At 68.5% G+C, this 23,821-nt stretch carries 23 protein-coding genes; 13 read left to right on the top strand and 10 right to left on the bottom strand.

Annotation, left to right across the window (positions count from 1 at the left end; translation table 11 throughout):
* Positions 1 to 29 precede the first annotated feature (29 nt).
* A complete protein-coding gene (locus DIZ26_RS26735; RefSeq protein WP_232828616.1) occupies positions 30 to 575 on the top strand; it encodes an alpha/beta hydrolase in 546 nt (181 codons plus the stop codon).
* Here DIZ26_RS26735 and DIZ26_RS26730 read toward each other — a convergent pair.
* The 6 genes from DIZ26_RS26730 to DIZ26_RS26705 all read right to left on the bottom strand — a co-directional run bounded on the left by DIZ26_RS26730 (position 572) and on the right by DIZ26_RS26705 (position 7,200).
* Positions 572 to 1,597, bottom strand: coding sequence for an iron-siderophore ABC transporter substrate-binding protein (locus DIZ26_RS26730; protein ID WP_112246368.1), 1,026 nt, complete (start codon positions 1,595 to 1,597; stop codon positions 572 to 574). The two genes, DIZ26_RS26735 and DIZ26_RS26730, sit on opposite strands and share 4 nt — an antisense overlap.
* Positions 1,598 to 1,648: 51 nt before the next feature.
* The gene (gene ngcE / locus DIZ26_RS26725; protein WP_232828615.1) at positions 1,649 to 2,962 is read right to left on the bottom strand and encodes an N-acetylglucosamine/diacetylchitobiose ABC transporter substrate-binding protein; all 1,314 of its coding nucleotides are present in this window, start codon (positions 2,960 to 2,962) and stop codon (positions 1,649 to 1,651) included.
* Positions 2,963 to 3,080: 118 nt separating this feature from the next.
* A complete protein-coding gene (locus tag DIZ26_RS26720; protein WP_112246364.1) occupies positions 3,081 to 3,974 on the bottom strand; it encodes a carbohydrate ABC transporter permease in 894 nt (297 codons plus the stop codon).
* The gene (locus DIZ26_RS26715) at positions 3,971 to 4,960 is read right to left on the bottom strand and encodes a carbohydrate ABC transporter permease (RefSeq protein ID WP_112246362.1); all 990 of its coding nucleotides are present in this window, start codon (positions 4,958 to 4,960) and stop codon (positions 3,971 to 3,973) included. Before DIZ26_RS26715 ends, DIZ26_RS26720 begins: the two co-directional genes overlap by 4 nt.
* A 2-nt stretch (positions 4,961 to 4,962) precedes the next feature.
* Complete coding sequence (gene ngcE, locus DIZ26_RS26710; protein ID WP_112246360.1) at positions 4,963 to 6,378, bottom strand: N-acetylglucosamine/diacetylchitobiose ABC transporter substrate-binding protein; 1,416 nt, start codon at positions 6,376 to 6,378, stop codon at positions 4,963 to 4,965.
* 24 nt (positions 6,379 to 6,402) lie between these two features.
* Positions 6,403 to 7,200: a sugar isomerase domain-containing protein gene (locus tag DIZ26_RS26705; protein WP_112246358.1), complete on the bottom strand. Its 798-nt coding sequence runs from the start codon at positions 7,198 to 7,200 to the stop codon at positions 6,403 to 6,405.
* Between the two features lie 257 nt (positions 7,201 to 7,457).
* Between DIZ26_RS26705 and DIZ26_RS26700 the strand changes: the two genes are divergently transcribed.
* Positions 7,458 to 8,447, top strand: coding sequence for an N-acetylglucosamine kinase (locus tag DIZ26_RS26700; protein WP_232828614.1), 990 nt, complete (start codon positions 7,458 to 7,460; stop codon positions 8,445 to 8,447).
* A 57-nt stretch (positions 8,448 to 8,504) separates the two neighbouring features.
* On the opposite strand, the gene DIZ26_RS26695 is transcribed toward DIZ26_RS26700, so the two are convergent.
* Positions 8,505 to 8,888, bottom strand: coding sequence for a YciI family protein (locus DIZ26_RS26695; protein ID WP_112246354.1), 384 nt, complete (start codon positions 8,886 to 8,888; stop codon positions 8,505 to 8,507).
* A gap of 163 nt (positions 8,889 to 9,051) precedes the next feature.
* On the opposite strand from DIZ26_RS26695, the gene DIZ26_RS26690 reads away from it, so the two are divergent.
* The 4 genes from DIZ26_RS26690 to DIZ26_RS26675 are packed head-to-tail and all read left to right on the top strand — an operon-like array spanning position 9,052 to position 13,059.
* Positions 9,052 to 9,879, top strand: coding sequence for an alpha/beta fold hydrolase (locus DIZ26_RS26690; protein ID WP_112246352.1), 828 nt, complete (start codon positions 9,052 to 9,054; stop codon positions 9,877 to 9,879).
* 49 nt (positions 9,880 to 9,928) lie between these two features.
* Complete coding sequence (locus DIZ26_RS26685) at positions 9,929 to 11,122, top strand: serine/threonine-protein kinase (protein WP_112247123.1); 1,194 nt, start codon at positions 9,929 to 9,931, stop codon at positions 11,120 to 11,122.
* Positions 11,123 to 11,182: 60 nt separating this feature from the next.
* The gene (locus tag DIZ26_RS26680; RefSeq protein WP_112246350.1) at positions 11,183 to 11,788 is read left to right on the top strand and encodes an ArsR/SmtB family transcription factor; all 606 of its coding nucleotides are present in this window, start codon (positions 11,183 to 11,185) and stop codon (positions 11,786 to 11,788) included.
* Positions 11,785 to 13,059 (top strand): MFS transporter, encoded by a 1,275-nt coding sequence (locus DIZ26_RS26675; RefSeq protein ID WP_112246348.1) that lies wholly within the window; start codon positions 11,785 to 11,787, stop codon positions 13,057 to 13,059. Before DIZ26_RS26680 ends, DIZ26_RS26675 begins: the two co-directional genes overlap by 4 nt.
* Before the next feature lies 1 nt (position 13,060).
* On the opposite strand, the gene DIZ26_RS26670 is transcribed toward DIZ26_RS26675, so the two are convergent.
* Entirely contained in the window at positions 13,061 to 14,404 is a 1,344-nt protein-coding gene (locus DIZ26_RS26670; RefSeq protein WP_112246346.1) for a hemolysin family protein, read from the bottom strand.
* A 132-nt stretch (positions 14,405 to 14,536) separates the two neighbouring features.
* On the opposite strand from DIZ26_RS26670, the gene galT reads away from it, so the two are divergent.
* Both galT and galK read left to right on the top strand, forming a co-directional pair.
* Positions 14,537 to 15,580, top strand: coding sequence for a galactose-1-phosphate uridylyltransferase (galT, locus tag DIZ26_RS26665; protein ID WP_112246345.1), 1,044 nt, complete (start codon positions 14,537 to 14,539; stop codon positions 15,578 to 15,580).
* Complete coding sequence (gene galK, locus DIZ26_RS26660; protein ID WP_112246343.1) at positions 15,577 to 16,710, top strand: galactokinase; 1,134 nt, start codon at positions 15,577 to 15,579, stop codon at positions 16,708 to 16,710. Before galT ends, galK begins: the two co-directional genes overlap by 4 nt.
* A 213-nt stretch (positions 16,711 to 16,923) precedes the next feature.
* On the opposite strand, the gene DIZ26_RS26655 is transcribed toward galK, so the two are convergent.
* Positions 16,924 to 17,742: a DeoR/GlpR family DNA-binding transcription regulator gene (locus DIZ26_RS26655; RefSeq protein WP_112247121.1), complete on the bottom strand. Its 819-nt coding sequence runs from the start codon at positions 17,740 to 17,742 to the stop codon at positions 16,924 to 16,926.
* A 171-nt stretch (positions 17,743 to 17,913) separates the two neighbouring features.
* Here DIZ26_RS26655 and DIZ26_RS26650 point away from each other — a divergent pair, with 171 nt between their 5' ends.
* Entirely contained in the window at positions 17,914 to 19,068 is a 1,155-nt protein-coding gene (locus tag DIZ26_RS26650; protein WP_112246341.1) for a GNAT family N-acetyltransferase, read from the top strand.
* Between the two features lie 107 nt (positions 19,069 to 19,175).
* Positions 19,176 to 19,838 (top strand): GNAT family N-acetyltransferase, encoded by a 663-nt coding sequence (locus tag DIZ26_RS26645; protein ID WP_112246339.1) that lies wholly within the window; start codon positions 19,176 to 19,178, stop codon positions 19,836 to 19,838.
* A 1-nt stretch (position 19,839) separates the two neighbouring features.
* Here the strand turns inward: DIZ26_RS26645 and DIZ26_RS26640 are convergent, their stop codons facing one another.
* Positions 19,840 to 20,760 carry an NAD-dependent epimerase/dehydratase family protein gene (locus tag DIZ26_RS26640; protein WP_112246337.1) on the bottom strand — a complete coding sequence of 307 codons (921 nt, stop codon included), beginning with the start codon at positions 20,758 to 20,760 and terminating at the stop codon, positions 19,840 to 19,842.
* 130 nt (positions 20,761 to 20,890) lie between these two features.
* Between DIZ26_RS26640 and DIZ26_RS26635 the strand changes: the two genes are divergently transcribed.
* The 3 genes from DIZ26_RS26635 (at position 20,891) to DIZ26_RS26625 (ending at position 23,787) form a co-directional block, all read left to right on the top strand.
* Positions 20,891 to 21,769, top strand: a complete 879-nt coding sequence (locus DIZ26_RS26635) for a CAP domain-containing protein (RefSeq protein ID WP_112246335.1) — start codon at positions 20,891 to 20,893, stop codon at positions 21,767 to 21,769.
* Positions 21,770 to 21,947: 178 nt separating this feature from the next.
* On the top strand, positions 21,948 to 22,883 hold the full coding sequence (locus tag DIZ26_RS26630; protein WP_112246333.1) for a CAP domain-containing protein: 936 nt from the start codon (positions 21,948 to 21,950) through the stop codon (positions 22,881 to 22,883).
* A 46-nt stretch (positions 22,884 to 22,929) separates the two neighbouring features.
* A complete protein-coding gene (locus DIZ26_RS26625) occupies positions 22,930 to 23,787 on the top strand; it encodes a CAP domain-containing protein (RefSeq protein WP_112246331.1) in 858 nt (285 codons plus the stop codon).
* Positions 23,788 to 23,821: the final 34 nt, after the last annotated feature.

Genomic DNA, 23,821 nt, shown 5'->3' with positions numbered 1-23,821 from the left:
GGTTCGCAGCGGGTCATAGGGTGGAAACTATGAGTTCACCCGAGGTGATCGTCCTGCCCGGCGGACAGTACGGACCGCACAGCCCACTCCTGATGTACGCCGCCTGTGCCGCCGAGCAGCGCGGCGCCAAGATCCGGCCGATCTCGTGGAACGATCCCGATCGCCCGCTCACGCTGACGCCGGAGGAACGGGGGCCGTGGGTTCTCGACCAACTCGCGGGAGCGGTCCCCGACGTACGGGCGGACACGCTGCTGATCGCGAAGTCACTGGGGACGCATGCGGCGGTCGTCGCAGCCGAGCGGAACCTGCCGGCCGTGTGGTTGACACCGGTGTTGACCAGTTCGTTCGTGGTCGACGCGCTGCGGCGATCGACCGCGCCCTTCCTGCTGGTGGGTGGCAGCGCGGACGGGTTGTGGGATTCCGCGCTTGCCCGCGAGCTCACGCCCTACGTGCTGGAGGTGGAAGGGGCCGACCACGGGATGTTCGTCCCCGGTCGGCTCGCCGCGTCTGCCGCGGTACTGGGGCAGACGGCGACGGCCGTCGAGGACTTCCTGGACCAGGTGGTCTGGCCTTAGCTGGTCGCCGGGTTGCCGTCGACTGCTGCGGCCAGCTTCGGGACCAGGGTGTCGAGGACGATCGGGAGGCTCAGCACCGAGACGAAGCTGACCGCGCCGTACAGCGGGTCGTCGTAGTTCTCCTCGATGTAGACCTGGCGTCCCTGCTTGCTGACGGCCAGGTTCTTCAGCAGCGGGTCGTTCTTGAGCTTCGCCAGACCGCCCTTCTCCGGGAACCAGATCAGCGCGCCGACATCGAGCAGCGACACCTTCTCGCCGCTGATACTGGCGCCGAACTTGTCGCCGATCGCCTTGTCCACATCGGCCGGCCAACTGAACCCGAGGTCGGTCAGCAGCCGCGACCGCGGATCCTGGCGACCGTAGATGAAATAGCCCTGGTACGCCGAGGTCATCAGCGCCGTCTTCCCCTTGAACTCCGGGTGTTCGGCCCGCACCTTGGCGAAGCGGTCCTCGATCCCGTTGACCAGGTCGTCGGCCTGCTTGGGCTTTCCGACGGCCTTGCCGACGGTCCGGGTGAGGTCCTGCCAGCTGATGCCGTAGTCCGGCGCGCCGGGGACCTGTGCGACGGTCGGCGCGATCGCGGTCAGCTTCTTGTAGTCGTCGGCCGTGATCCCGGAGTACAGCCCGATGATGAGGTCCGGCTGCAGCGCGGCGATCTTCTCGAACTGCAGACCGTCCTTGTCGCTCAGCACCTGCGGTACCGCGCCGTTGCCGAGCTTCGCCTTCGCCCACGGGAACAGGGCGCCGGGCTTGTCGCCGAACCACTCGGTGGTGGCGGCTGGCGTGATTCCGAGCGCCAGCAGGGCGTCCTGCTCGACGAGGCCGACCAGCACGATCCGCTTCGGTGCCGCCTTGATGACGGTGTCGCCGTACTTGTTCTTGATCGTCACCGGGAAGGCGCCGGCTTCGGAGGTCGCCTGGGGCGTCGCAGCGACGTCTTTCTGGTCGGTGCCGCCACAGGCGGTCAGGGCGAGCAACGGCAAAGCGACCAGCAGCGCGAGCGGCCGGAGGATGGAGCGCATAGAGAGACCTCACAGTCGGAAGTTAGGTATCCCTAACCTAACTCATGCCGATCAGTCCCGGTGATACTTGGTCACCCCGTGGTCCTGTTTCACCTTGTCCGCCGCGGCCTGGATCCGCGCCGTCCACTCGTCCGCCCGGATGCCTCCGGCAAGGAATTGCCCGGTCGCCTCCCCGGCCGTCCTGCCGAGCTCGGGGTACCAGTCGGCGAAGTACCAGGTGATGACCTGATCCCCCGCGGCGGTCAGCAGGTCCCGCGCGGAGCGGAGCGCCGTACCGATTTCCAGCCCGTCAGCGGCACCTCGTACTACGGTCAGCTGGTTGCTCTCCGAGGTCACCTGCGCGGCGACCTCCTTGGACAGCATCGCCCGGAGGTAGTCGAAACCACCCTCGGGGTTCTTGGCCTTCACCGGTACGACGAACGGCGCGGTGGGCGCCACGTGCAAGCCGCGCGGCAGTGCCGCCGAGGTGTCCAGCGGCGGGATCCCGAAGACGCTCAGCCCGAAGTTGGCCGGGATCACCGGCTTCATCTCGTTCTCCAGCCAGTTCCCGCAGGGCAGCAGGCCGGCCTTCGACTTCATCAGCAGCGTCTGGGAAGCGAGGTGATCCAGCTCGGTGGTGCCCTTCGCGAGCAGCCCGCGCCGGGCCAGTTCGCCGAACGCGGTGATCGCCCGGGTCACGCTCTCGTCCTTCCAGGCGCCGTCCTCGAGGTTGTCGATCCGCTTGACGACGTCGTGGCCGCCGGTCTTGGCCGCGAGGGTGAGGACCGCCTCGAACACGTAGTACGGATGGACGCCCGCGTAGGCGAACGGGCCGACGCCGGCCGCTTTCATCTCGGTGCCCAGGGCAAGCAGTTCAGGCCAGGTCGCGGGGACGTCCCAGTTCTTCTGCTGGAAGAGCAGGGCCGAGTACCAGAAGCCGTAAACGGTCGCGATGTAGTTGAGGGCGCGCAACGTCCCGTCGTACCGGCCGGCGTCGAGCAGGCCTGGCAGGAAGGCGTCCTGGATCGTCGCGTTCTCGTCGCTCCAGGAAGGTGCCTTCAGCAACTCCTCGAGGTTCTCGAGCTGGTTCTCCGCGACCAGGTGACCGGTCGGCAGCGCCTTCGGGCCGACGTTCAGCACCACATCCGGCGGACTGCCCGCGGCGAAGCGGGATTCCAGCAGGTCCTTCAATTGCTTGGTCGGCGTACTCGTCACCACCGCCTTCGCATACTTCTTCCGGTACGCCGCGGCGCCGTACGCACCCCAGTCCTCCGCGACCACCACTTCGAGCGGCTTCGTCTCGTCGACCCCGAACGGATTTCCGGCGGACCGCACCGGCCCCGCCACGGGCTTCTCCGAAGAACACCCGGCCGCCAGGGCAGCCACCAAGGCTCCTTGCAACACGGTTCGCCGTCTGAGCACGAACGCAGACTAGCCCCCGCCGTGGTGCATTCGGCGAGGGCTAGCGAGTTGCAGGTGAAGCTACTCGAGCGTCACGGCTGGGCTACTTCACGCCTCCGGCGGTGACGGAGACCTGGAGTTGACGCTGGAAGATGATGTAGACGACCAGCACCGGCGCGACCGTGATCACCACGGCAGCGAACAGAGCACCGAAGTCCACCGCATAACCCGCCTGCGAGGCAAACGACGCCATGCCCTGCGAGAGCACGTAGTTCCTCGAGTCGGTGTTCAGGGCGACGGGGAGCAGGAACTGGTTCCACAACCCGAGGAAGTTGAAGATGGCGACCGACGCCATCCCGGGCCGGGCCATCGGCAGCATCACCGAGAAGAACGTGCGCCACTCGCCGGCGCCGTCGATCTGCGCCGCCTCGTAGATCTCACCCGGCAGCGCCTTGAAGAAGCTGTGCAGGAAGAAGACGGTGAACGGCAGCGCGAACGCGACGTACGTGATGATCAATCCTGGCAGCGTGTTCAGCAGCGACAGGTTCTTCAGCACGAAGAACAGCGGCACGATCGCCAGAAAGACCGGGAAGGTCAGACCGGCCAGCATGCTGTAGTAGATCAGCCGGTTGCCGCGGAACGTGAACCTGGCCAGTACGTACGCGCACATGGCGCCGAGGATCATCACCAGCACGAGAGCGCAGCCGACGACGATCACCGTGTTGGTGAAGTAGCGGCCGATACCGGCCGTCGTCCAAGCGTGGGCGTAGTTGCTGAACCGCAGCTTGCCCGGCAACGACAGCGGGTTGCCCAGCACCTCCTGCGTCGACTTGAACGAGGACAGCACTGTCCACACCAGCGGCAGGATCACCAGCAGCGACCACAGGATCAGCGCGATGTGGGCGGTGGTCGCAACGCCCCTGCCCTCCCGCGATCCCTTGCCGGGCACGCGCGACTCGGCGACGAATTCGGCCCGGTCGGCGGTAGTTGTTGTCATCGGCGTACCTTCCGGTCACGTCCGCCGGTCAGCCAGTTCACGGTGAAGACCAGCAGCGCGAACAGCATGGTCACCGCGGCCAGGATCACGCCCATCGCCGTCGAGTAACCGAACTGACCCTTGGCGAAGGCCGTGGTGAACAGTTGCTGGGGCATGACGAGGGTCGAGTTCTGCGGGCCACCGCCCGGGTTGAGCGCCTGCATGTAGACGAAGGCGTCGAGGGCGGCGATGCCCAGGTAGACGTACGCCGTCTGCACGTTGTCGCGGATCAGCGGCAGCGTCAGTGACACCGCTGTCCGGAACCGGCCGGCGCCGTCGATCCGGGCCGCCTCGAACACCTCGGGGTCGATCCCCCGGATGGCGGCGATGAACAGCACCATGTAGAAGCCGACGAAGCCCCAGATCATCACGAACATCGAGGCCGGCATCGCGGTCCGGGCGTCACCGAGCCACGCGTAGTCCGCGAATCCCTTCAGCCCGACCTTCGACAGCAACGCGTCCAGGATGCCCGTACTCGGGGTGAACACCTGCGCCCAGATCAGGCCGATCACGATCGCGGGGATCACGTACGGGAAGAACGAGACGATCCGGTAGAAACCGGAGTTGCGCAGTCCGCGAACGGTCCCGGTGCCCGAGCCGCCGATCGTCACCAGCGTGGCAAGGGTCAGCGCCAACACGATCGTCACGATCGGCACGACGACCGCCAGCTCGATGTTGTTGCGCACGGCCTTCAGGAAGATGTCGTCGTGGAACAGCCTGACGTAGTTGTCGAAGCCGACGAAGTTCATCTTCGAGCTGAACCCGGACCAGTCGGTCAGCGAGTACCACAGCGCCTGCACGAACGGCGAGACCACGAAGATCACGAAGACCGCCAGCGGCAGGCCGAGAAAGACGACCATGAAGCTGATCCGGTCGAAGGTCAGTGGCCGGCGCCGCCGGACGGCGGACCGCTGGGGTCCGCCGTCCGGCACTACCTCTGGCGTCATGGTCACTTGTTGACCGGGATCTTCTTGACGGAGCTGTCGTTGCGCACCTTGTCCGTGATCTGCTGCAGGCCCTTCGTCAGGCCGGCCGCGTCGGTCTGGCCGGACAGGAACGAGTTCCAGACCACGAGCTGGTCGGTGTTCATGCCGTACAGGCCGAAGACCTGGTAGTCGAAGATGTTCGTACCGGCCGCGTCCAGCATCGCGGTCTGCGACTGCAGCGCGGTCGAACCGAAGCCGTCGGCGGGCACCAGGCCCTTGACGATGGTCGGCGCGAGCCGCGTCTTGGCGAAGTTGGTCGCCGCCTCCTTGGACAGCATGGCCCGGAGCAGCTCCTTGCCGCCGGCAACGTTCTTGCCCTTGGCCGGGACGATGAACGGCTCACCGGCCGCGCTGCGCAGCGACTCGTACGGCAGCTTCGGGCTGTCGGTCAGGGTCGGCTCCGGGATGCCCTTCATGTTGAAGCCGGCCTTGGTGGCCTTCTTCATCTCGTTCTCGATCCACGAGCCCGAGGGGTAGAGGATGGCCTGCTGGTCGTTGCTCCACTTCGCCTGGGCGGCGGTGAACTGGGTACCGGCACCACCGGGGACGAAGTAGCCGTTCTTGACCATGGTCTCCATGGCCTTGAAGACACCCTGGAGCTGCGGCAGCGACCAGCACTTGTCCTTGAGGTTCTCCAGCGCCAGCCGGACCTCGTCGCCACCCTCCTTGATCGCGGAGTCGACGGCCAGGGTGTGGTAGTAGGTCGCGGCTTCCTTGCCCCAGACGAACAGGTACTTGCCCTTCGCCTTCGCCTTGGCGCCGAGGTCGAGCAGCGCGTCGTAGGTCTTCGGCGGCTCCCAGCCGTTCTCCTTGAACAGGCTGTCGGAGTACCACAGGCCGTAGAGCGTGAGCACGTAGTTCATCGCGACGAACTTGCCGTCGAACGTGCCCGGGTTCTTGGCGCCGGGGTACAGGGTGTCGGCGATCTTCGTGCCCTCGTAGTTGTTGGCCTCGAAGACGTCGTCCAGCGTCGCCAGCTGGTCCAGGATCGTGTTGAAGCCGATCTGGTTCGCGCCGGAGTTGTCGATTAGGTCCGGCGGGTTGCCGCCGACGAAGCGCGGCTGCAGCTGCTGGGCGATCTGGGTCGACGGGGCGACCTTGAACGTCGAGCCCGCGTGCTTCTTCTGGGCGATGTCAGCCGCGAACGACACGTAGTCGTAGCCGTAGCCACCGTTGAAGATCACCGCGTCGACGGTCGCCTTGTCCGCCATGCCGAACGGGTTGTCGGCCGTCTTGTCGGCGCCGCCACCGGAGGAACCGTTGTCGTCGCTGCCGCTGCTGGCACAGGCCGCGAGCAGCGTGCTGCCGCCGGTCGCCATCAAGGTGCCGACCGCTGCGCGCTGCAGGAACAGGCGCCGCGACATGTTGGGAGTGGTCATTGGTCCCGCCTTCCAAGGAGTGTTTCAAGCAGTACGACGGATCCGGCCGGCGTACTGGGCTTCAAGGGCGTGGTTGTGGTCGTCGCCGCCCGGGATGTTCGCGGACAGGTAGACCGGTGGGGTCTCGCCGGCCTCGGTGAACCGTCGCAGTACCTCGGCCACCAGCATCTGCGCGATCAGCGCAGCAGTGATGGACGACACGGCGCAGACCTTGCCGCCGTCGGGTAGCTCCAGCACAGAATCGCCGTACGGCGCATGGTTGTCGAGCACCACGTCGGCGAAGTCGATCAGTTTCTTCCCCGACGGATGCCGCGAGTCGACCCCGCTGGTGTGCTGCAGCGAGGTGATCGCGATCAGCGGGTGTCCTTTTTCCTTCACGACGGTGGCCAGCTCGACGATCGAGCCGTTCACGCCGGAGTTCGACGCGATCACGAACAGGTCGCCGGGGCGGGCGGCCGACAGTTCGTAGAGCTTGCGTGAGTACGACGGGTTGCGCTCGAGCTCGCCGTCGCGGAGCAGTTCGGGCGGCTCGCCCCCGAGCAGCACCAGATCGCGCAGCGCGATCCGGTTCGTCGCGATCAGCCCGCCGGCGCGGCCGGCGATCTCCATCGCGAGTGCTTCGGAGTGGCCCGACCCGAAGGCCTGGATGACGCCGTTCGCGCGCAGGGAAGCGGTGACCAGGTCCGCGGCGGCCCGGATCGGGCCGTCGGCCTGCTCGGTCACGGCCGCCAGGATCGGCGTCAGCGCATGAACATAGGACTGCGCACTCACGCCCGGGTTCGTCCCGTCGGCGCCGGTGCTGCCGTCTGTCGTGCTGGCCATCAGAGGCCCCACCCCTTGACTAATGTGTTCACCACGACACACCTAGTGCCGACAAGTGCGCATGTTTGCGGTTTGCTGGACAGAACTTTTCTCACCTGGCAGCTAAAGTCAAGGCTCATCTCACTCTTCCCTCCAGATCGGGACCGTTGCGTGACCTTGCTTGTTGTTGTTCACGCCTAGCCTCTTATGAGCAGTTTGGAGCATTGCCTATGTCGCTCGAACGGCCGGTCCCCGAACCTGGGGACCCAGTGGTCTTGATGCCAGCCTCCGCACTGGTGCTGGGCGGCGACCTCGGCGGCACCTCCACCCGGATCGTGATCGCGGACCATGAAGGCAACGTAATCGGCCGCGGGGCCGCGGCCGGCGGAAATCCGACCAGCCACCCCGCGAGCGCCGCGGCCAACTTCGGTCAGGCGATTCACCAGGCTCTGGACGGCATCGACGCCCAGCTGGTCAGGACGGCGGTGATCGGTATGGCGGGCGGTCCGGCGCTGTCCAACCCCGGCATCCGGGCCCAGTTCGACGCCGCCTGGAGCGGTGCCGGCCTGGTCTGCGACCCGCGGTACATCGGCGACCTGGAGATCGCCTTCGCCTCCGGCACGCCTGAGCCGGACGGCACCGTGCTGATCGCGGGGACGGGCAGCAATGTCGGCCTGGTGCACGACCACGCGCTGGTCCGCACCGTCGGCGGTCACGGCTGGCTGCTCGGCGACGACGGATCCGGCTTCTGGCTCGGCCGGGAAGCAATGCGCAGTGTGTTGCAATCCATCGATCTGCGGGAACCGCTCGGCATCCTCGGCGAAGCCGTGGTGGCAGCCACTCTCACCGACCCCGGACTCCGGGTCGCTGCGGAGCGTGAGGGGTACGACAACCTGCGTGACGAGCTGGTTCGCACCGTCAACAACCGTCCACCGGTGATGCTGGCCGAACTGGCCCGCACGGTCGTGGCGGCGTACGACCAGAACGACAAGACCGCCCACGCCTTGGTGAAACGCGCAGCCGAACTGCTCATAGAAACGGTCAGCCGGCTCAGGACAACGTCGGACAACGGCCCACTGGTGCTGGCCGGCAGTGTGGCCGGGGAATCGTCTCCGGTGGGGCGGTTGCTTCGGCAAAACATTCACGAGCACTTCGACGGCGAGGTACTGACCGCCCGCGACGGCGTCGGGGGCGCGACCTGGTTGGCCCTCGGCGCCCTCGACCCGGCCTTGGCCACCCGCGCCAACCACGCCCGCCTGGTCAGCTAGCTCCACCACTCTGTACTACGGGTGGCCGGCCCGTAGTACAGAGTCGTCGTGGTGCTGTCAGCTGAGGTCGTCGATCGGGCGCAGCTCCACGGCGAAGAACTGCGCCTCGGGAATCCGGGCCGCGACCTCCTCGGCCCGCTCGGGCGAGTCGACGTCGATCAGGAAGAAGCCGGCCAGTTGCTCCTTCGCCTCGGAGTACGGGCCGTCGGTGACCGCCCGGACGCCCTCGCGGACGCGGACCACCTTCGTGGTCTTGGGCGCGGCGAGCGGTTCGAGCGCGACCAGTTCGCCTCTTTCCTTGAGTTCGGCGATCAGGCCGTCGAGCTGCGCGGTCAGCGCCACGCGAGCCGACTTCGGCAGTTTGATCCCCTCCTCGGCGTGCAGGAAGGAGGGATGTCCCCAGGTCACCGGGTTGCTGTGGATCAACAACAAGTACTTCACGACAGGTCCTTTCGGTCGAGTGGATCCTTGCAGCCGAGGTCGGAGGCCTGCGGACCTTCTCGACAAACGCGCGGTTTTCCCAGAAATGGGCCAAATGTCGACCGGCCGGACCCGAGTACGACGTACGGGCTGACCCACCCGCAGCGACTCTAAGGTGAACGCCATGCAAGAGAACGACCTCCGGTTGAGCGACGGCCGCACCCTGCACGTCTACGACACCGGCAGCGGCGATCTGCCCGTCTTCTGGAACCACGGCACGCCGAACCTCGGGGCGCCGCCTGCTCCCCTGCTGACCGAGAGCGAGCGGCTCGGCGTCCGCTGGATCTCGTTCGACCGGCCCGGGTACGGCGGTTCCTCGCCTGCTCCCGGCCGGACGATGGCCTCGGTCGCGGGCGACGCGGCGGCCGTCGCCGATGAGCTCGGGATCGCCCGGTTCGCGGTCGCCGGCTACTCCGGCGGCGGCTCGTACGCGCTCGGCTGCGCCGCCGCTTTGGGCGATCGGGTCACCGCGGCCGTCACCCTCGCCGCGATCGCGCCGTACGGCGTACAGGGGCTGGACTGGTTCGACGGGATGGTCCCGTCGGGCGTCGCCTCGCTGCGCGCGGCCCTGGGTGGACGCGAGGTGAAGGCCGCGCACGAAGCCTCCGGTGTCGAGTACGACCCGGAGTTCACCAAGGACGACTTCGCGCTCTTCGAAGGTGAATGGGGCTGGCTCGGTTCGGTGGCGAGCCATGGTCTCGACGCCGGTCCGTACGGTCTGATCGACGACGACATCTCCTACGTCACCCCGTGGGGCTGCGACCCGACCACGATCGAGGCCCCGATCCTGCTGCTGCACGGCGAACGGGACCGCATCATTCCGGCCTCCCACGGCGCCTGGCTGGCCGCGCACTGCCCGACGGCCGAGCTGCGGCTGGCTCCTGGGGCCAGCCATTTCACCATCTTCGACGAGATCGGCGTTGTCCTGCCCTGGCTGGCCGGCCACAGGTGAGCCGGGGCTGAGCCGCATGGCCGGGGCATCCGGTGGGTACCCGGGTGCGATGCTGGTTGCTGATCGCTACAGGCTGGGCTCGCCCCTCGGCCGCGGCGGAATGGGTGCCGTCTATCGCGGTACGGACGAACTCCTCGGGCGTGAGGTCGCAGTCAAGTTCCTGCTGCCCAACCGTCAGGACGACATGGCCGCGGCACGCTTCCGGCGGGAAGCCCATGCCGCTGCCCTGCTGAGCGACGAACACGTCGTGGCGGCACTCGACTTCGGCGAGCACGACGACGGCTACTTCCTGGTGATGGAACTGGTCGAGGGCCGCTCGGTCGCGGAAGAACTCCGGTCGAACGGCCCGCTCCCGGCCGACGACGCGCTGGACATCGTCCGGCAGGCAGCGGCCGGGCTGGCCGCGGCACATCGGGAGAACATCGTCCACCGCGACATCAAACCGGGGAACCTGCTGCTCGGCCCCGGCGGCACCGTCAAGGTGGCCGACTTCGGCATCGCCCGCTTCCTCGCCGACACCACCACCACGCTGACCGCGACCGGCCAGGTCGTCGGCACCAGCTTCTACCTTGCTCCCGAACGCGCCCTCGGCCGCCCGGCCGGCCCGGCCTCGGATGTCTACGCGCTCGGCTGTGTTCTCTACCAGCTCCTCACCGGCCATCCACCGTTCATGGCCGAGGACCCCGCTTCGATCATGTACCAGCACGTCGAGGTCGACCCGGCCCCGCCGAGCGGCCTGCGCCCCGAGCTCGCCGGCCCGTGCGAGACGCTGCTGTTCCGGATGCTCGCCAAGGACCCGGAGCAGCGGCCGACCGCCGCCGCCATCGCGTCCGGCGCGGAGATCGCCCCGCTCGAACCGCGGACCGCCGAGGCCCCGACCGTTCCGGCGACCGTCCTCGGTGGGTCCAGGCGAGGCGTGCTGGCCGGCGCCGCGGCAGTGACCGCCGCCGCCGCGGCGATCGCGCTCGCAGTACTGCTCGGCCCTGATCTCGGCAATCTTCCGGCGACCGATCTCCTGCCGTCGACACCGCCGTCCACACCTCGTACGACGCCTGCCGCGGTCACCACTCATCCACCGACGGTCCGTACCACGCGGCCGCCGACCACCGCGCCGATCACCAACCGGCCGGTCAAGCCGCCGGCCACCAGCCGACCGACCCACGGACCAGCGGAACCGGGCAAGACCAAGGGCCACCCGAAGACGCCCAAGGAACCCAAGGAAAAGTCGACCAAGAAGCGCTGAGTCCGGGGGCATTCCAAGCAACGGCTTGACATGCGTTCTGTCGCGCGTCATATTCCAAGCATGTCTTTGGAATCCTCGGAGGACCCGCGCAGGCGGCGGCTGCTGGACGATCCGCTGGCCATCCGGGCGATGGCGCACCCGGTCCGGCTGGACCTGCAGGCCCTGCTCGGCAAGGAGGGCCCGCTGACGGCGGCCGATGCGGCCCGCCGGCTCGGGATCAGCCAGGCATTGGCCTCGCATCACCTGCGGCAGCTGGCGAAGTACGACTTCGTCGAAGCGGCGCCGGGCAAGGACAACCGGGAGCGGCCCTGGCGGCTGGTCTCGACCTCACAGTCGTGGCGCGAGGTGGGCCTGAGCCCGGAGGCGACCGCGGCAGCCGACGTACTGGAGCAGTTGATCGCCGAGCGGGCGCTGGGCGCGCTGGCCGACTGGCAGCAGCGGCGGGCCGGCGAAGAACCGATCTGGTGGGAGAACGCCGGCATCGGCCACACCGGCATCTACCTCACCGGCGAGGAGCTGGCCGAGTTGGAGCGGCAGATCAGCGGACTGCTGCAGCGCTACATCGACGAACGGCCGATCGACGACAAGTCCACGCGTCCGCCCGGCAGCCGGCTGGTCGACATCACCCGCATCGTCACGGTCGCGCCGGAAGAAACCGGCCCATGAAGAACTTGTGGGAGGTGCTCGCCCGGCAACGCGACTACCGGCTCGTGCTGACCGCCGGACTGATCTCCCTCACCGGCGACTGGACCCTGCGGATCGGCCTGGCGTACTACGTCTACGCACTGACCGGATCGACCTTGGCCTCCGGTGGACTGCTGCTCTCGTCGTTCCTGCCACTGTTCCTGCTCGGCTCCCTGGCCGGCGTCTTCGTCGACCGGTGGGACCGGCGCCGCACGATGATCGTCACCAACCTCCTGCATGCTTTGGTCCTGCTGCCGTTGTTGCTGGTGCACGACGGCAGCACGATCTGGGTGGTCTACCTGGTCGTCCTCGCACAAAGTTGCCTGCAGCAATTTTTCCGGCCGGCCGAGCAGGCGCTGATTCCGCTGCTGGTCGAGTCGCGCCAGCTCGTCACGGCGAACGCGCTGAACAGCCAGTCCAGCGACATCGCCCGGTTGATCGGCGCGGCGCTGGGCGGCGTACTGGCCGCGATCGGCGGGATTCCCCTGCTGGCGATGGCAGACGCGGCCACCTATCTGGCCGCGATGGGGCTGTTGTTCGCTGTCCGCCATCGCGGTACCAAGATCGTGGTGGAGAAGACCACCAGCGCCATCCAGCGGATCAAGGCCGAGTGGATGGAGGGACTGCGGATCTGCGTCGGCGGTGCTGCGCTGCGGCTGGTCTTCGTCTTCGGACTCGTCACCGGCGTGGGCGAGGGAGCGATGAGCACCTTGTTCGCGCCGTTCGTGAGCACCGAGTTGGGCGGCAGCGGTACGACGTACGGGCTGATCACCTCCTCGCAGGCGGTCGGCGGGATCGTTGGCGGGCTGATCGCGGCGGCCGTCGGGTCGCGGTTCCCGGCGGCGAAGATGTGGGGCGTCGGCGCGGTGCTGTTCGGGCTGATCGACCTGGTGATGTTCTGCTACCCGCTGGTCTGGCACAGCGTCGTACCGGCGTTCGTCTGCATGATCCTGGTCGGAGTGCCCGGGGCCTTCCTGATCGCCGGGATGATGACGGTGCTCCAGCGGCTCACCGACGACGCCTCGCGCGGCCGGGTGTTCGGCGCGCTCTTCGCCGCCGAGGGGCTCGCGGTGCTCACCGGCACCGTCGCGGCCGGCATCCTCGGCGACGTCGTCGGGGTCATCCCGGTGCTGATCTTCCAGGGTCTCGGCTTCTTCGTCGGCGGCCTGGCCGTCCTGGCCCGTCGCCGTGTGCTGATCGACACGATGGCCGGCCAGGAAGAACCCGCGGTAGGACAGCCAGAGGCCGTCTGAGTCACTCGGCAGGCGGTGCCTTCGCATCAGCCGGATCGCCGGCCATCGCGTCGGCGGTCTCCTCGGCCGGCGCGACGCGGTGGACCCGGACCCGGGCGACGCGGCGGCCGTCCATCTCGGTGACGGTGATTTTGTAGCCGTCGACCGCGCCCTCCTCGCCGACCGCCGGCACCTTGCCGAGCTGGGCGGCGAGGAAGCCGGCAACCGTCTCGTACGGGCCGTCGGGCAGTTCCACCCCGGTCTCCTCGGCGAAGTCGTCCAGGTTGAGCAGGCCGTCGACCTCGATGTCGCCGCTGCGCAGCCGGGTCGTCTCGGTCGAGTCCTCGTCGTACTCGTCCTTGATGTCGCCGATCAGCTCCTCGACCAGGTCCTCCATCGTGACGATGCCCGCCGTACCGCCGTACTCGTCCAGCACGATCGCGAGATGGGTACTGCGGCGGCGCATCTCGGTCAGTGTCGGCAGCAGCTTCGCGGTGTCGGGCAGCATCAGGACGTCGCGCGCCAGGTCGCCGACCCGCACCGAGCGGGTCGCGACCGCGGGGTCGAACAGGTCGCGGACGTGCACGAACCCGACGATGTCGTCGGCCGACCCGTTCATCACCGGGTACCGCGAGTGCGGCCGTTCGGCCGCGAACTTGACCGCCTTGTACGCCGGCATCTCCGCGTCGACGAAGTCCACCTCGGTCCGCGGCAGCATCAGCTCGCGCAGTTGCCGGCCACCCGCCTCGAAGACGTCGTCGACGATCCGGCGTTCCTCCTCGCCGAGCGACTCGTGCGCGGAGACCAGGTCGCGCAGCTCCTCGTCGGACATCACCTCGCGGTTGGCGTTCGGGTCACCACCGAGCGCCCGGACGACCAGGTCGGTCGACTTCGACAGCAGCCAGATCACCGGCCGGGCGGCCGAGGCGATCCGGTCCACCAGCGGCGCCAGCCCGAGGGCGAAGGTCTCCGCCCGTTGCAGCGCGAGCCGCTTCGCCGCCAGCTCGCCGAGGACGATCGACACGTACGAGATCGCGATCGTGATCAGGATCAGCGCGACCGTGTCGGCCAGCGACTCCGGCAGGCCGAGGTTCTGCAGGTGCGGGGACAACCCGTCGGCCAGGGTCGCGCCACCGAAGGCGGCCGACAGGAAGCCCATCAGGGTGACGCCGATCTGCACGGCGGACAGGAAGCGGTTCGGGTTGGCGGCCACCCGGGCCACCGTCTCGCCGCGCTTGCCGCGGTGTGCGATCGACTTGAGCTGGCTCTCGCGCAGCGAGACCAGGGCCATCTCGGCGGCCGCGAAGACGCCGCCGATCAGCACGAAGACGAAGATCAGGACGATGTTGGTCAGGGTTTCTTTCATGGGCTGGGAGTTCCTAGCGTCCTCTCCGGCAGAACAGGAGGGGACGCGGAAGTAGGGCGACGTCCATCGATCAAGAGTAGCGGCGGGAGGTCCTTTGATGCATGTTTGAATCTGTTGGTTTATGATCGCTCCATGACGATTCGTGGTGCGCGGCGGACCGATACCAAGTTGTCCGACGGCCGGGACCTGATCTACTACGACCCCGCCGACGCCGCCGTCCGGGTGCCGCTCGAGGACACCCGCGGACTGCCGGCCCCGAAGCCGCAGGTCGACCTGCGGATCGACCCGCTGACCGGCGACACGATCACCTACGCGACGCACCGCAACACCCGGACCTACCTGCCGCCCGCGGACCAGTGCCCGCTGTGCGCGAGCAAGCCGGGGAACCCGACCGAGATCCCCGACCACGACTACAACGTCGCCGTCTTCGAGAACCGCTTCCCGTCCTTCGCCGGTCCGGGCCGGGCCGAGGTCGTCTGCTTCACCAGCGACCACGACCAGTCCTTCACCAACCTCTCCCAGGGCCAGGCCCGGCTCGTCGTCGAGACCTGGGCCGACCGGACCGCCGAGCTGAGCGCGCGACCGGACGTGGAGCACGTGTTCCCGTTCGAGAACCGCGGCCGCGAGATCGGCGTGACGCTGAACCACCCGCACGGCCAGATCTACGCCTACCCGTTCCTGCCGCCGCGAATGCGCACCCTGCTGGACCGCGCGCGCGAACACCAGGCCGTTGCCGGCAGCAACCTCTTCGCCGACATCCTCGCCACCGAACGCAAGCAGGGCACCCGGGTGATCGCCGAGAACGGCACCTGGACCGCCTTCGTCCCCGAGGCCGCCCGCTGGCCGGTCGAGGTGCACCTGTACCCGCACCGCCAGGTCGCCGACATCTCCGAGCTGTCCGGCCCGGAGCGCGACGACTTCACCCAGCTCTACCTCGACGTACTGCGCCGGCTCGACGGCCTGTACGGCGATCCGCTGCCTTACATCGCTGCCTGGCACCAGGCGCCGGTCCGCATCGACCGCGAACTCGGCTACCTGCACCTCGAGGTGTTGTCGATCCGGCGGGCCGCGGACAAGATCAAGTACCTTGCCGGTTCCGAGTCCGGGATGGGCGCGTTCATCAGCGACACCCGGCCGGAAGACGTCGCCGAGACTCTGCGGAAGGTTGGTTCGTGAGCACGTTCGAGGAGATCTTCCACACCGCCCCCGACGGCTCCTGGCGCGCGCCCGGCCGGGTCAACCTGATCGGCGAGCACACCGACTACAACGACGGCCTGGTGATGCCGATCGCGCTGCCGAACCAGATCGTGGTGACCGCCTCCGCGCGCACCGACGGCCGGTTCGCGGTGGCGACGAAGGGGCAGCCGGGTGTCATCGAGTTCACGCTGGCCGACCTGGCACCGGGGTCCGTCGAGGACTGGGCGGCGTACCCGGCGGGAGCAGCCTGGGTACTGCGTGAGGCCGGTTACCCGATCGGCGGGGCCAACCTGCTGGTCGATTCCGACCTCCCGTCGGGGGCCGGCCTGTCGTCGTCGGCAGCGCTGTTGTGCGCGACAGCCGTTGCCCTGTTGGGATTGAGCGACGTCGAGGTCGATCCGGCCGAGGTCGCCCGGCTCGCGCAGAAGGCCGAGAATTCGTACGTCGGTGCGCCGGTCGGTCTGATGGACCAGATGGCGTCGATGTGCTGCACCGCCGGACACGCCTTGTACTTCGACATCCGCGCGATGTCGACCGACCAGATCCCGTTCGACCCGGCGGCCGACGGACTCGCCTTGCTGGTGGTCGATGTGAAGGCACCGCATCGGCACGTCGACGGCGAGTACGCCGCCCGGCGGAAGAGCTGCGAGCAGGCCGCGGCCGAGCTCGGCGTACCGGCTTTGCGTTCGGTTGCCTTCGACGAGCTCGACGATGCGCTTACCCGGTTGACGGATGATGTCGTACGCCGTCGCGTGCGGCACGTGGTGACCGAGATCCGCCGGGTCGAGGAGGCGGTCGAGCTGATGCACGCCGGCCGGCTGCGCGATGTCGGTCCGCTGTTCACCGCATCGCATGTGTCGTTGCGCGACGACTTCGAGATCACCGTGCCCGAACTCGATGTCGCCGTCGACACCGCGTTGGCGGCGGGCGCGCTCGGCGCCCGGATGACCGGCGGCGGTTTCGGCGGCTGCATCATCGCGCTGGTTGAAGCCGACGCGGCCGACGCCACCCTCGCCGCGATCGAGAAGGCCTTCGCCGACCACGGCTTCACCGCCCCCACCTCCCTGGCCGCCACCCCGTCCCCCGGCGCCTCCCGCCTCCCCCTCTGAGGGGATATCCCCCCAACTGGCGGGTTGCCCTGCAGTATGCAGGCAGACAACCCACACTTTGAGGGGACATCCCCTCAACTGGTGGGTTACGCCGCGGCAGCCACCCTGACCACCCACACTTTGAGGGGATATCCCCCCAACTGGCGGGTTGCCCTGCAGTATGCAGGCAGACAGCCCACACTTTGGGGGGACATCCCCTCAAAGTGTGGGTGGTCAGGAGGCGATGATCAGTTCGCAGTTGGTGTCGCGCATGGCTTTGCGGGCGGCGGTGGAGAGGCCGGAGTCGGTGACGACGAGGTCGAGGTCGCCCCAGCCGGCGAACGTGCTGAGGCCGACCGTGCCCCACTTGGTGTGGTCGGCGACGACGACCACCTCGCGGCTCGCGGCGATGAAGGACCGGTTGGTCTCGGCCTCCATCAGGTTCGGCGTGCTCAGGCCGTGCTCGGCATCGACGCCGTGTGCACCGAGGAAGAGCAGGTCGAGGTGCAGCGACTGCAGCGCGGCGGTCGCGATCGGGCCGACCAGCGCGTCCGACGGCGTCCGGATGCCGCCGATCAGGACGACGGTGCGGTCCGACCGGCCGTTGCCGTGGAACACGTCGGCGATCCGGGCCGAATTCGTCACCACGGTGAGGTTCTCGACCCGGAGCAACTGGCGGGCCAGCGCGTACGTCGTCGTACCGGCGCCGATGCCGATCGCACTGTCCGGTTGCACCCGGCGGGCGGCCTCGGCGGCGATCGCCTGCTTGGCGGCGGATTCCTGCGTGAGCTTGGCGTCGAACCCGGGCTCATGCGCGCTGCGCAGGCCGACCGAGGTGGCACCTCCGTGCACCTTGTGCAGCAGGCCGCTGGAGTCGAGCGCGTCCAGGTCGCGGCGGATCGTCATGTCCGACACCCCGAACCGCTCGACCAGTTCGGCGACGGTGATCGCGCCGCGGCTGTTGACCTCGGCAACGATCGTGGCCTGCCGCTGGGCAGCGAGCTGACCGCCCCGGCCGCGGGACGGTTCGGCATTCACTCCAGCTGCGCTCACAGCCACAGCCTAAGCGGTCCTGCCCCCCTTTGCAGTGCGAAAACGTTGATTTATGTGCCGTCAGCACTCAAGGGAAGGGAAGGAAGGCGGGGTAGGTGTTGGTGATGTGCCGTTCGCCTGGTGGGTTGAAATGTGATTGCCGCTGAGGCAGGTGGCTTGGGAGGGTGGGGTATGCGATTCCCTGAGGACGTTCCGGTGCTGCGTGACGATGTGGTGACCCTGCGGGCGCACACCGCCGACGACGTCGGACCGGCGTACGAGGCGTGCCAGGACCCGGAGATGCAGCGCTGGACCACGATCCCGGTGCCGTACGAGTGGGGGAACGCGGTCCACTACCTCACCGAGTTCGTCCCGGCCGGCTGGCGGGAGGGTAATTCCTGGGCCTGGGCGATCGAGTACGACGGCCGGTACGCCGGCACGATCGACCTGCGGCCCGGCGACGGCGGCGTCGGCGAAGTCGGGTTCGCGGTGGCACCGTGGGCTCGCGGCCACGGGGTGATGACGAGAGCCTTGAAGCTGGCGGTGGACCACGCCTTCGAGCGGGGCTGGACGCGGGTGATCTGGCGCGCGTACGTCGGCAACTGGGGATCTCGCCGGGTCGCCTGGAAGGCCGGGTTCCGCGGTCTGGTGATGGTTCCCGACGGCGGGGTCGCGCGCGGCGTACGGAAGGACGAGTGGGTCGCCACCCGGAGCCGGGACGATTCCGGCGAGCCGGTGGGCCACTGGTGGCAGGTGCCGACGCTGGACGGTGCGGGACTGCGGTTGCGAGCGCTCCGTAGTACCGATGCCAAGCGGGTGATGGAGGCGTGCAACGACGAGCGGACGCAGCAGTGGCTGGTCGGCATGCCGTCGCCGTACCAACTGGAGGATGCGGAGGCCTTCATCACCGGCCGGTTGGAGAACCTGGCCAGCGGCGAAGGAGTCTCCTGGGCGATCGCGGATCCGGAAACCGACGACCTGCTCGGCAACGTCAGCGTGTTCGATCTGAAGAACCGGATCGACGCGACCGTCGGCGAGGTCGGCTACTGGCTGCACCCCGAGGCGCGCGGGCGCGGCGTGATGTCGGCCGCGGTCGGGCTCGCGATCCGGCATGCCTTCAAGCCGATCGACGAGGGCGGTCTGGGCCGCCGGCGGCTGATGCTGTTCGCTGCCGAAGGCAACACAGCCTCCGCGCACGTCGCCGTCGCCAACGGCTTCACCCTGACCGGTACGGCGCGCGCCGCGAGCCCCCGGCGCGACGGCAGCTTCGACAACCTGCTCTGCTTCGACCTCCTCGCGACCGATCACCCGCAGGCGACCGCGGCGACCGTGGCGACGGAAAGTTAGCGAAGGGCAACGATCCGTGCCGGATTTCGTCGCCCTACGCGACCAATTGGTGCCGCCCGACACATCTTCCCCTCGCCGTGCGGCGTTCTGACTGGTTGAATCGACGAGTGAGAGATCGTGAGGAACTCGTCCGCCGCTGGCAGGCCGGGTGGTCTGTGTCGCGGGGCTGGACCAAGGTCGACGACGACAACGACGGGATCCTGACCGTCCGCGCGGGTGAGGACAACCGCGCGATGGAGTACGTCGTCCTGGACGCGGACGACAAACCCGAGCGGGTGGAGCGCGCCGCCGAGCTGGCGCTCAACGCCGGCGGTGGCCGCGGCGCGGGCTGGATCACGCTGGCCACCGACGATCGCGAGGCCCGCGTCGAGCAACTGGAGGACCTCGGGCTGGAGGTGCAGCGCGAGCAGGACTGGCTGATGACGATCCAGCTGTCGGAGCAGCCCGCGCTGACCCTGAACGAGCGCTACTCGCTGCACTCCGAGCTCGAGTCCGACCTGATCATCACCCGGGCCACGCTGCACGGCGGAGTCGTGTCGAGCGGCCGGATGGCCGTGGTCGGCGAGGACGCCGTCGCCGACCGGATCGAGACCGACCCGGCGCACCGACGACGCGGACTCGGCAGCGCGGTGATGGCTTCCCTGGTCGAGACCGCAGCGGCCCAGGGCGCCAAACGCGGCATCCTGATCGCCTCGATCGACGGCCTGCGGCTCTACCGCAGCCTCGGCTGGAAGGTCGTCGCCGACATAGTCATCGCCCGCTCGGCCTAGCTCAAACCGCCCCTTTCAGGTGGGTGACGGTTTCGCGCAGGGCCTGGTCGGCGCCGACCGGCTCGATGCCGAACTTCTCCGCGGCGGCGGATGAGTCGAGCACGAACGGTTGCCGGAACTGGTACTGCAGTTCGCGAATCTCCCTGGCCTGCTTGTTGACCAAGCCACCGAGCCACAGCAGAGCCGGCGGCATGGCTATCAGCCGCGGAGCCCGGACGCCGGCGATCGCGGCCGCCTGCGTGGCCAGCTCGCGCACGGAGACGGGCGGGGCCGTCGGCACATGCCAGACCCGCCCCCAGGCGCTGTCCTCCTTGGCGACAGCGATCAGGGTGCGGGCCACGTCCCCGACGTACGTCCAGCTGTGCGCGGCATCGAGGTCGGCGGGCACGGGAGCCGCCTTGCCCCGGAGTACGCCGGGGAGGACTCCGACCGTGAAGAAGGAGGCTGCTCCCGCGCCGAGGTAGTCGGAGCCGCGGACCTCCGCAGTACGGATCCGGCCATCGCGATGAGCGGCGAGTGCGTCGGCCCAGAGCCGCGCACGGACCCGGCCCTTGACCGAGTTCGGCCGCTCCTCGTCATGTTCTGTCATCGGATGTGTCGGTGCGCCGTACCCGTAGAGATTGCCGGTGGTGACCAGCAACGCGCCGGTGGCCTGGGCCGTGCCGATGAGCGATGCACCGAGCGGCGGCCAGTCGGTGGCCCATTTGTCGTACGCCGGACCGCCGCAGCTGAAGAGGGTGTCGGCGCCTGCCGCGATCCGGCTCAACTCGGTCGGATCACTGGCGTCGGCGGCGACCTTTTCGATCCGTGAGTGGTCGGGACCGGCGCCGCTCCTCGTCACCACCTTGACCTGTTCGCCCTGCTCTGCAAGGAGTTTGGCGACCGCCGTACCGACGGCACCTGCCCCTACGACCACCCGCACTCGGTCTCCTCCTTGCGTTGTGGGCTAGCGCGGTACGCGCCGACGCCGTACGTCAAAGCTTCGTCAATGCGGGGGTCAGGTAGCTCACGAAGTCTCGTGGTCGGCGACGGGATCCGCTACGGTCCCTCGCGTGACGAACCCGCCCAACGGCCAGAACCCCTTCTTTCCTTCGGAGAACGGGCCCGACGACTACAGCAACGAGGAACCGAGAGGTCACCGTCGACGCAAGCGCGGTGTGGCCGGGCCGATCGTCGGAGCTCTGGCGGTACTGAGTCTGGTCGCCGCCGGCGGCTGGTACGTGACGCGTGACGGCAAGGACGCGGTCGCGACCGGGCAGCACGATCCGCTGACGTCGGTGGTGACCGACGAGGTGAGCACTCCCCCGACCGACGACGCGACACCGACGCCTCCTCAGGCCACTCCGACCCCGTCGAAGACGCCGAGCAAGACCCCCAGCGCGACTCCCACACCGACGCGGTCGACGACGGCACCGAGCCGGCACGCCACCAGGACGCCCCGGCCGACGCCGACAACGACGTCGCCAGGGACCAGCCACACGACCAAGCCGACCACGAAGCCCACGACCAAGCCGACGACGCAGCCGCCCGCGCCGAGTGGTTCGAAGGAGGCGCAGGTTCTGGCGCTCACGAACAACGAGCGGGCGAAGGCCGGTTGCGGACCGCTGCGGACGAACAGCGCGCTGACCCGTGCGGCCGACCTGCACGCGACCGACATGGTCGTGCACCACTTCTTCGACCACAACAGCCAGGACGGCCGCAGCCCGTTCGACCGGATGAAGGCGGCCGGGTTCACCGGTGGTGCGATGGCGGAGAACATCGCCGTCGGGTACAGCAGCGCCGCGGCCGTGGTGGACGGCTGGATGCACAGCGAGGGACACCGCCGCAACATCCTCAACTGCTCCTACACGATGATCGGCATCGGCTACGACAGCGGCCAGGTCAAACCCGAATGGGGCAACGGAAGCTGGGTCCAGGACTTCGGCGGCTGACCGGTCGCGGCACGTTTCCAGGGGCAACCTTCGGTGATCGTTAAGACGCCTTACCGACCCGTAACGGTGACCTCACGCATCGGTTAGGGTCACTGTTCGGTAACCAGGGGGGCCTGGCAACGAACGACGGGGAACGACGGACTTCCGGTACGACGAACTGAAGAGGATTCGCCCACCCATGACGGAATCGCCAACCCCTGGGCGACACCGCGGTAGACGAGCCGCGCCGAAGAAGCGACGAGGCCTGCTCGGCCCGATCGTCAGCGCATTGTCGGTTCTGCTGGCCATCGGCCCGGTGGTCTGGCTGGTCACCGCGCACGACGGCTCCGCTGTCGCCACGGACGACACCAAGGTGCTGAACATCTCCCAGGACGACTCCGGCCCGGCCGCTGTCGACGACACCAGCACCATCGCCGCCAAGTTGCCGGGCAAGCAGGTCACCGTCACGGCGACCCTGCCGAACGGCGTCACCACCACGATCACTCCGTCCGGTACGCCGCAGCTCGGGTCGGCCGAGTCGACCGCCGGCACCACCCCCTCGAGCGGGCCGGCCTCGACCCCCGGTGAGGTCACCACGGTGACCGTCACGCCGAAGGCGCCGCGGACGATCGAAGGCAAGCCGAAACCGCCGAAGACGACCGGCACGCCGACGAAGACGGTCACCGCCACGCAGACCCCGGACGACCCACCGCCTCCGCCGTCCGGTGGTGGCGGCACCAGCGCCGAGGAGCGCGAGGTCCTCGACCTCACCAACGCGGCCCGGCGCAACCAGGGCTGTGGCCCGTTGTCGCTGGACGACAGCCTGGTCGAGGCAGCCGGCAAGCACGCCTCGGACATGGTCCGCCGCCACTACATGGATCACACGAACCCGGACGGGCAGGACCCGGGCGACCGGATGGCCGCCGCCGGCTGGCACGGCTCGGGCTGGGGCGAGAACATCGCCGCCGGCTACAGCACCGCGCAGAGGGTTTTCAACGCCTGGATGAACAGCGACGGGCACCGCGCGAACATCCTCAACTGCAGGTTCAACAAGATCGGCATCGGGTACGACCCTGGCCAGGTGAAGTCCGAGTGGGGACCGGGCAGCTGGGTCCAGGACTTCGGCCGGAACTGACCTCAACGCCAGAGGGGGACGGCGACCGTGAAGGGAACACCAAGCAATGTCAGCACCCGGTGCCACACGAGCCCGGCGCGGCCGTCGAGCCGCTGAAACTCCGTCCAGGCTGAAGCGGACGCTGGTCGCGATCGGCACCGTCATCCTGGTCATCACCCCGATCTCCTGGATCCTCCTGCACGAACCGCAGTCGGACCAGGCCGACGCCTCGATCCCCTACGTCACCAGGGACGACGACACCTACATCACCGCCTCCAACGAGCCGGTGGTGCAGACGAGCGACACACCGTCGACCAGTACGCCGACTCCACGCGTCACGCCGACCAAGCCGACCCGTACGCCGTCCGCCACACCGACTCCTGGCGACGACCCGACGAGGACGCCCTCAAGTCGTCCGACGACCGTGCCGACGGACGGTCCGGGCGACCAGACGAGCACACCGCCGGTCGAGCCGACCCGCGGCGGGGACTCGCACAGCACCACGCCGACGCCGGTGCCCAGCAAGCCGCCGACGACTCAGCCACCGACCGACGACGGCAGCATGAGCGCCGACGAGCAGCAGTTGTTCTCGCTGATCGACGACGCGCGGGTGCAGAACGGCTGCGCGCCGCTGGGCCGCGACAGCGATCTCACCGGCGGCGCCCGCAACGAGGCCGGCGATCGGGCCGACAGCGGCGACGTCTCCTCGACCGAACAGTCCAAGGCGTCGGCCGGTGGCGACGACATGTCCGCGCAGGCAGCGTTCGATCGGCTGAAGAACAACAGCTCAGGCACGGTGCTCAACTGCGGCCTGCGGGAGCTCGGTGTCGGCCGCGACACGGCCAGGTACAGGACCTGCGGCGGCCTTCTGAATTTGTTCTGCAGCTACCACACCAGGGTGGCCTGGGTGGCTGACTTCCGGTAGCGGCTCGACTACTCAGTACAGCGGCTCGGCGGCG

The sequence above is a fragment of the Kribbella monticola genome (assembly GCF_003261635.1).
In the GTDB taxonomy this organism is placed as follows: domain Bacteria; phylum Actinomycetota; class Actinomycetes; order Propionibacteriales; family Kribbellaceae; genus Kribbella; species Kribbella monticola.
This window is presented reverse-complemented; position numbering and strand designations above follow the sequence as displayed.

Coding starts and splice junctions, on each gene's coding strand:
- DIZ26_RS26735 (WP_232828616.1), top strand. CDS start 30: ATGAGTTCACCCGAGGTGATCGTCCTGCCCGGCGGACAGTACGGACCG.
- DIZ26_RS26730 (WP_112246368.1), bottom strand. CDS start 1,597: ATGCGCTCCATCCTCCGGCCGCTCGCGCTGCTGGTCGCTTTGCCGTTG.
- DIZ26_RS26720 (WP_112246364.1), bottom strand. CDS start 3,974: ATGACAACAACTACCGCCGACCGGGCCGAATTCGTCGCCGAGTCGCGC.
- DIZ26_RS26715 (WP_112246362.1), bottom strand. CDS start 4,960: ATGACGCCAGAGGTAGTGCCGGACGGCGGACCCCAGCGGTCCGCCGTC.
- ngcE (WP_112246360.1), bottom strand. CDS start 6,378: ATGACCACTCCCAACATGTCGCGGCGCCTGTTCCTGCAGCGCGCAGCG.
- DIZ26_RS26705 (WP_112246358.1), bottom strand. CDS start 7,200: ATGGCCAGCACGACAGACGGCAGCACCGGCGCCGACGGGACGAACCCG.
- DIZ26_RS26700 (WP_232828614.1), top strand. CDS start 7,458: ATGCCAGCCTCCGCACTGGTGCTGGGCGGCGACCTCGGCGGCACCTCC.
- DIZ26_RS26690 (WP_112246352.1), top strand. CDS start 9,052: ATGCAAGAGAACGACCTCCGGTTGAGCGACGGCCGCACCCTGCACGTC.
- DIZ26_RS26685 (WP_112247123.1), top strand. CDS start 9,929: ATGCTGGTTGCTGATCGCTACAGGCTGGGCTCGCCCCTCGGCCGCGGC.
- DIZ26_RS26680 (WP_112246350.1), top strand. CDS start 11,183: ATGTCTTTGGAATCCTCGGAGGACCCGCGCAGGCGGCGGCTGCTGGAC.
- DIZ26_RS26675 (WP_112246348.1), top strand. CDS start 11,785: ATGAAGAACTTGTGGGAGGTGCTCGCCCGGCAACGCGACTACCGGCTC.
- DIZ26_RS26670 (WP_112246346.1), bottom strand. CDS start 14,404: ATGAAAGAAACCCTGACCAACATCGTCCTGATCTTCGTCTTCGTGCTG.
- galT (WP_112246345.1), top strand. CDS start 14,537: ATGACGATTCGTGGTGCGCGGCGGACCGATACCAAGTTGTCCGACGGC.
- DIZ26_RS26650 (WP_112246341.1), top strand. CDS start 17,914: ATGCGATTCCCTGAGGACGTTCCGGTGCTGCGTGACGATGTGGTGACC.
- DIZ26_RS26630 (WP_112246333.1), top strand. CDS start 21,948: ATGACGGAATCGCCAACCCCTGGGCGACACCGCGGTAGACGAGCCGCG.
- DIZ26_RS26625 (WP_112246331.1), top strand. CDS start 22,930: ATGTCAGCACCCGGTGCCACACGAGCCCGGCGCGGCCGTCGAGCCGCT.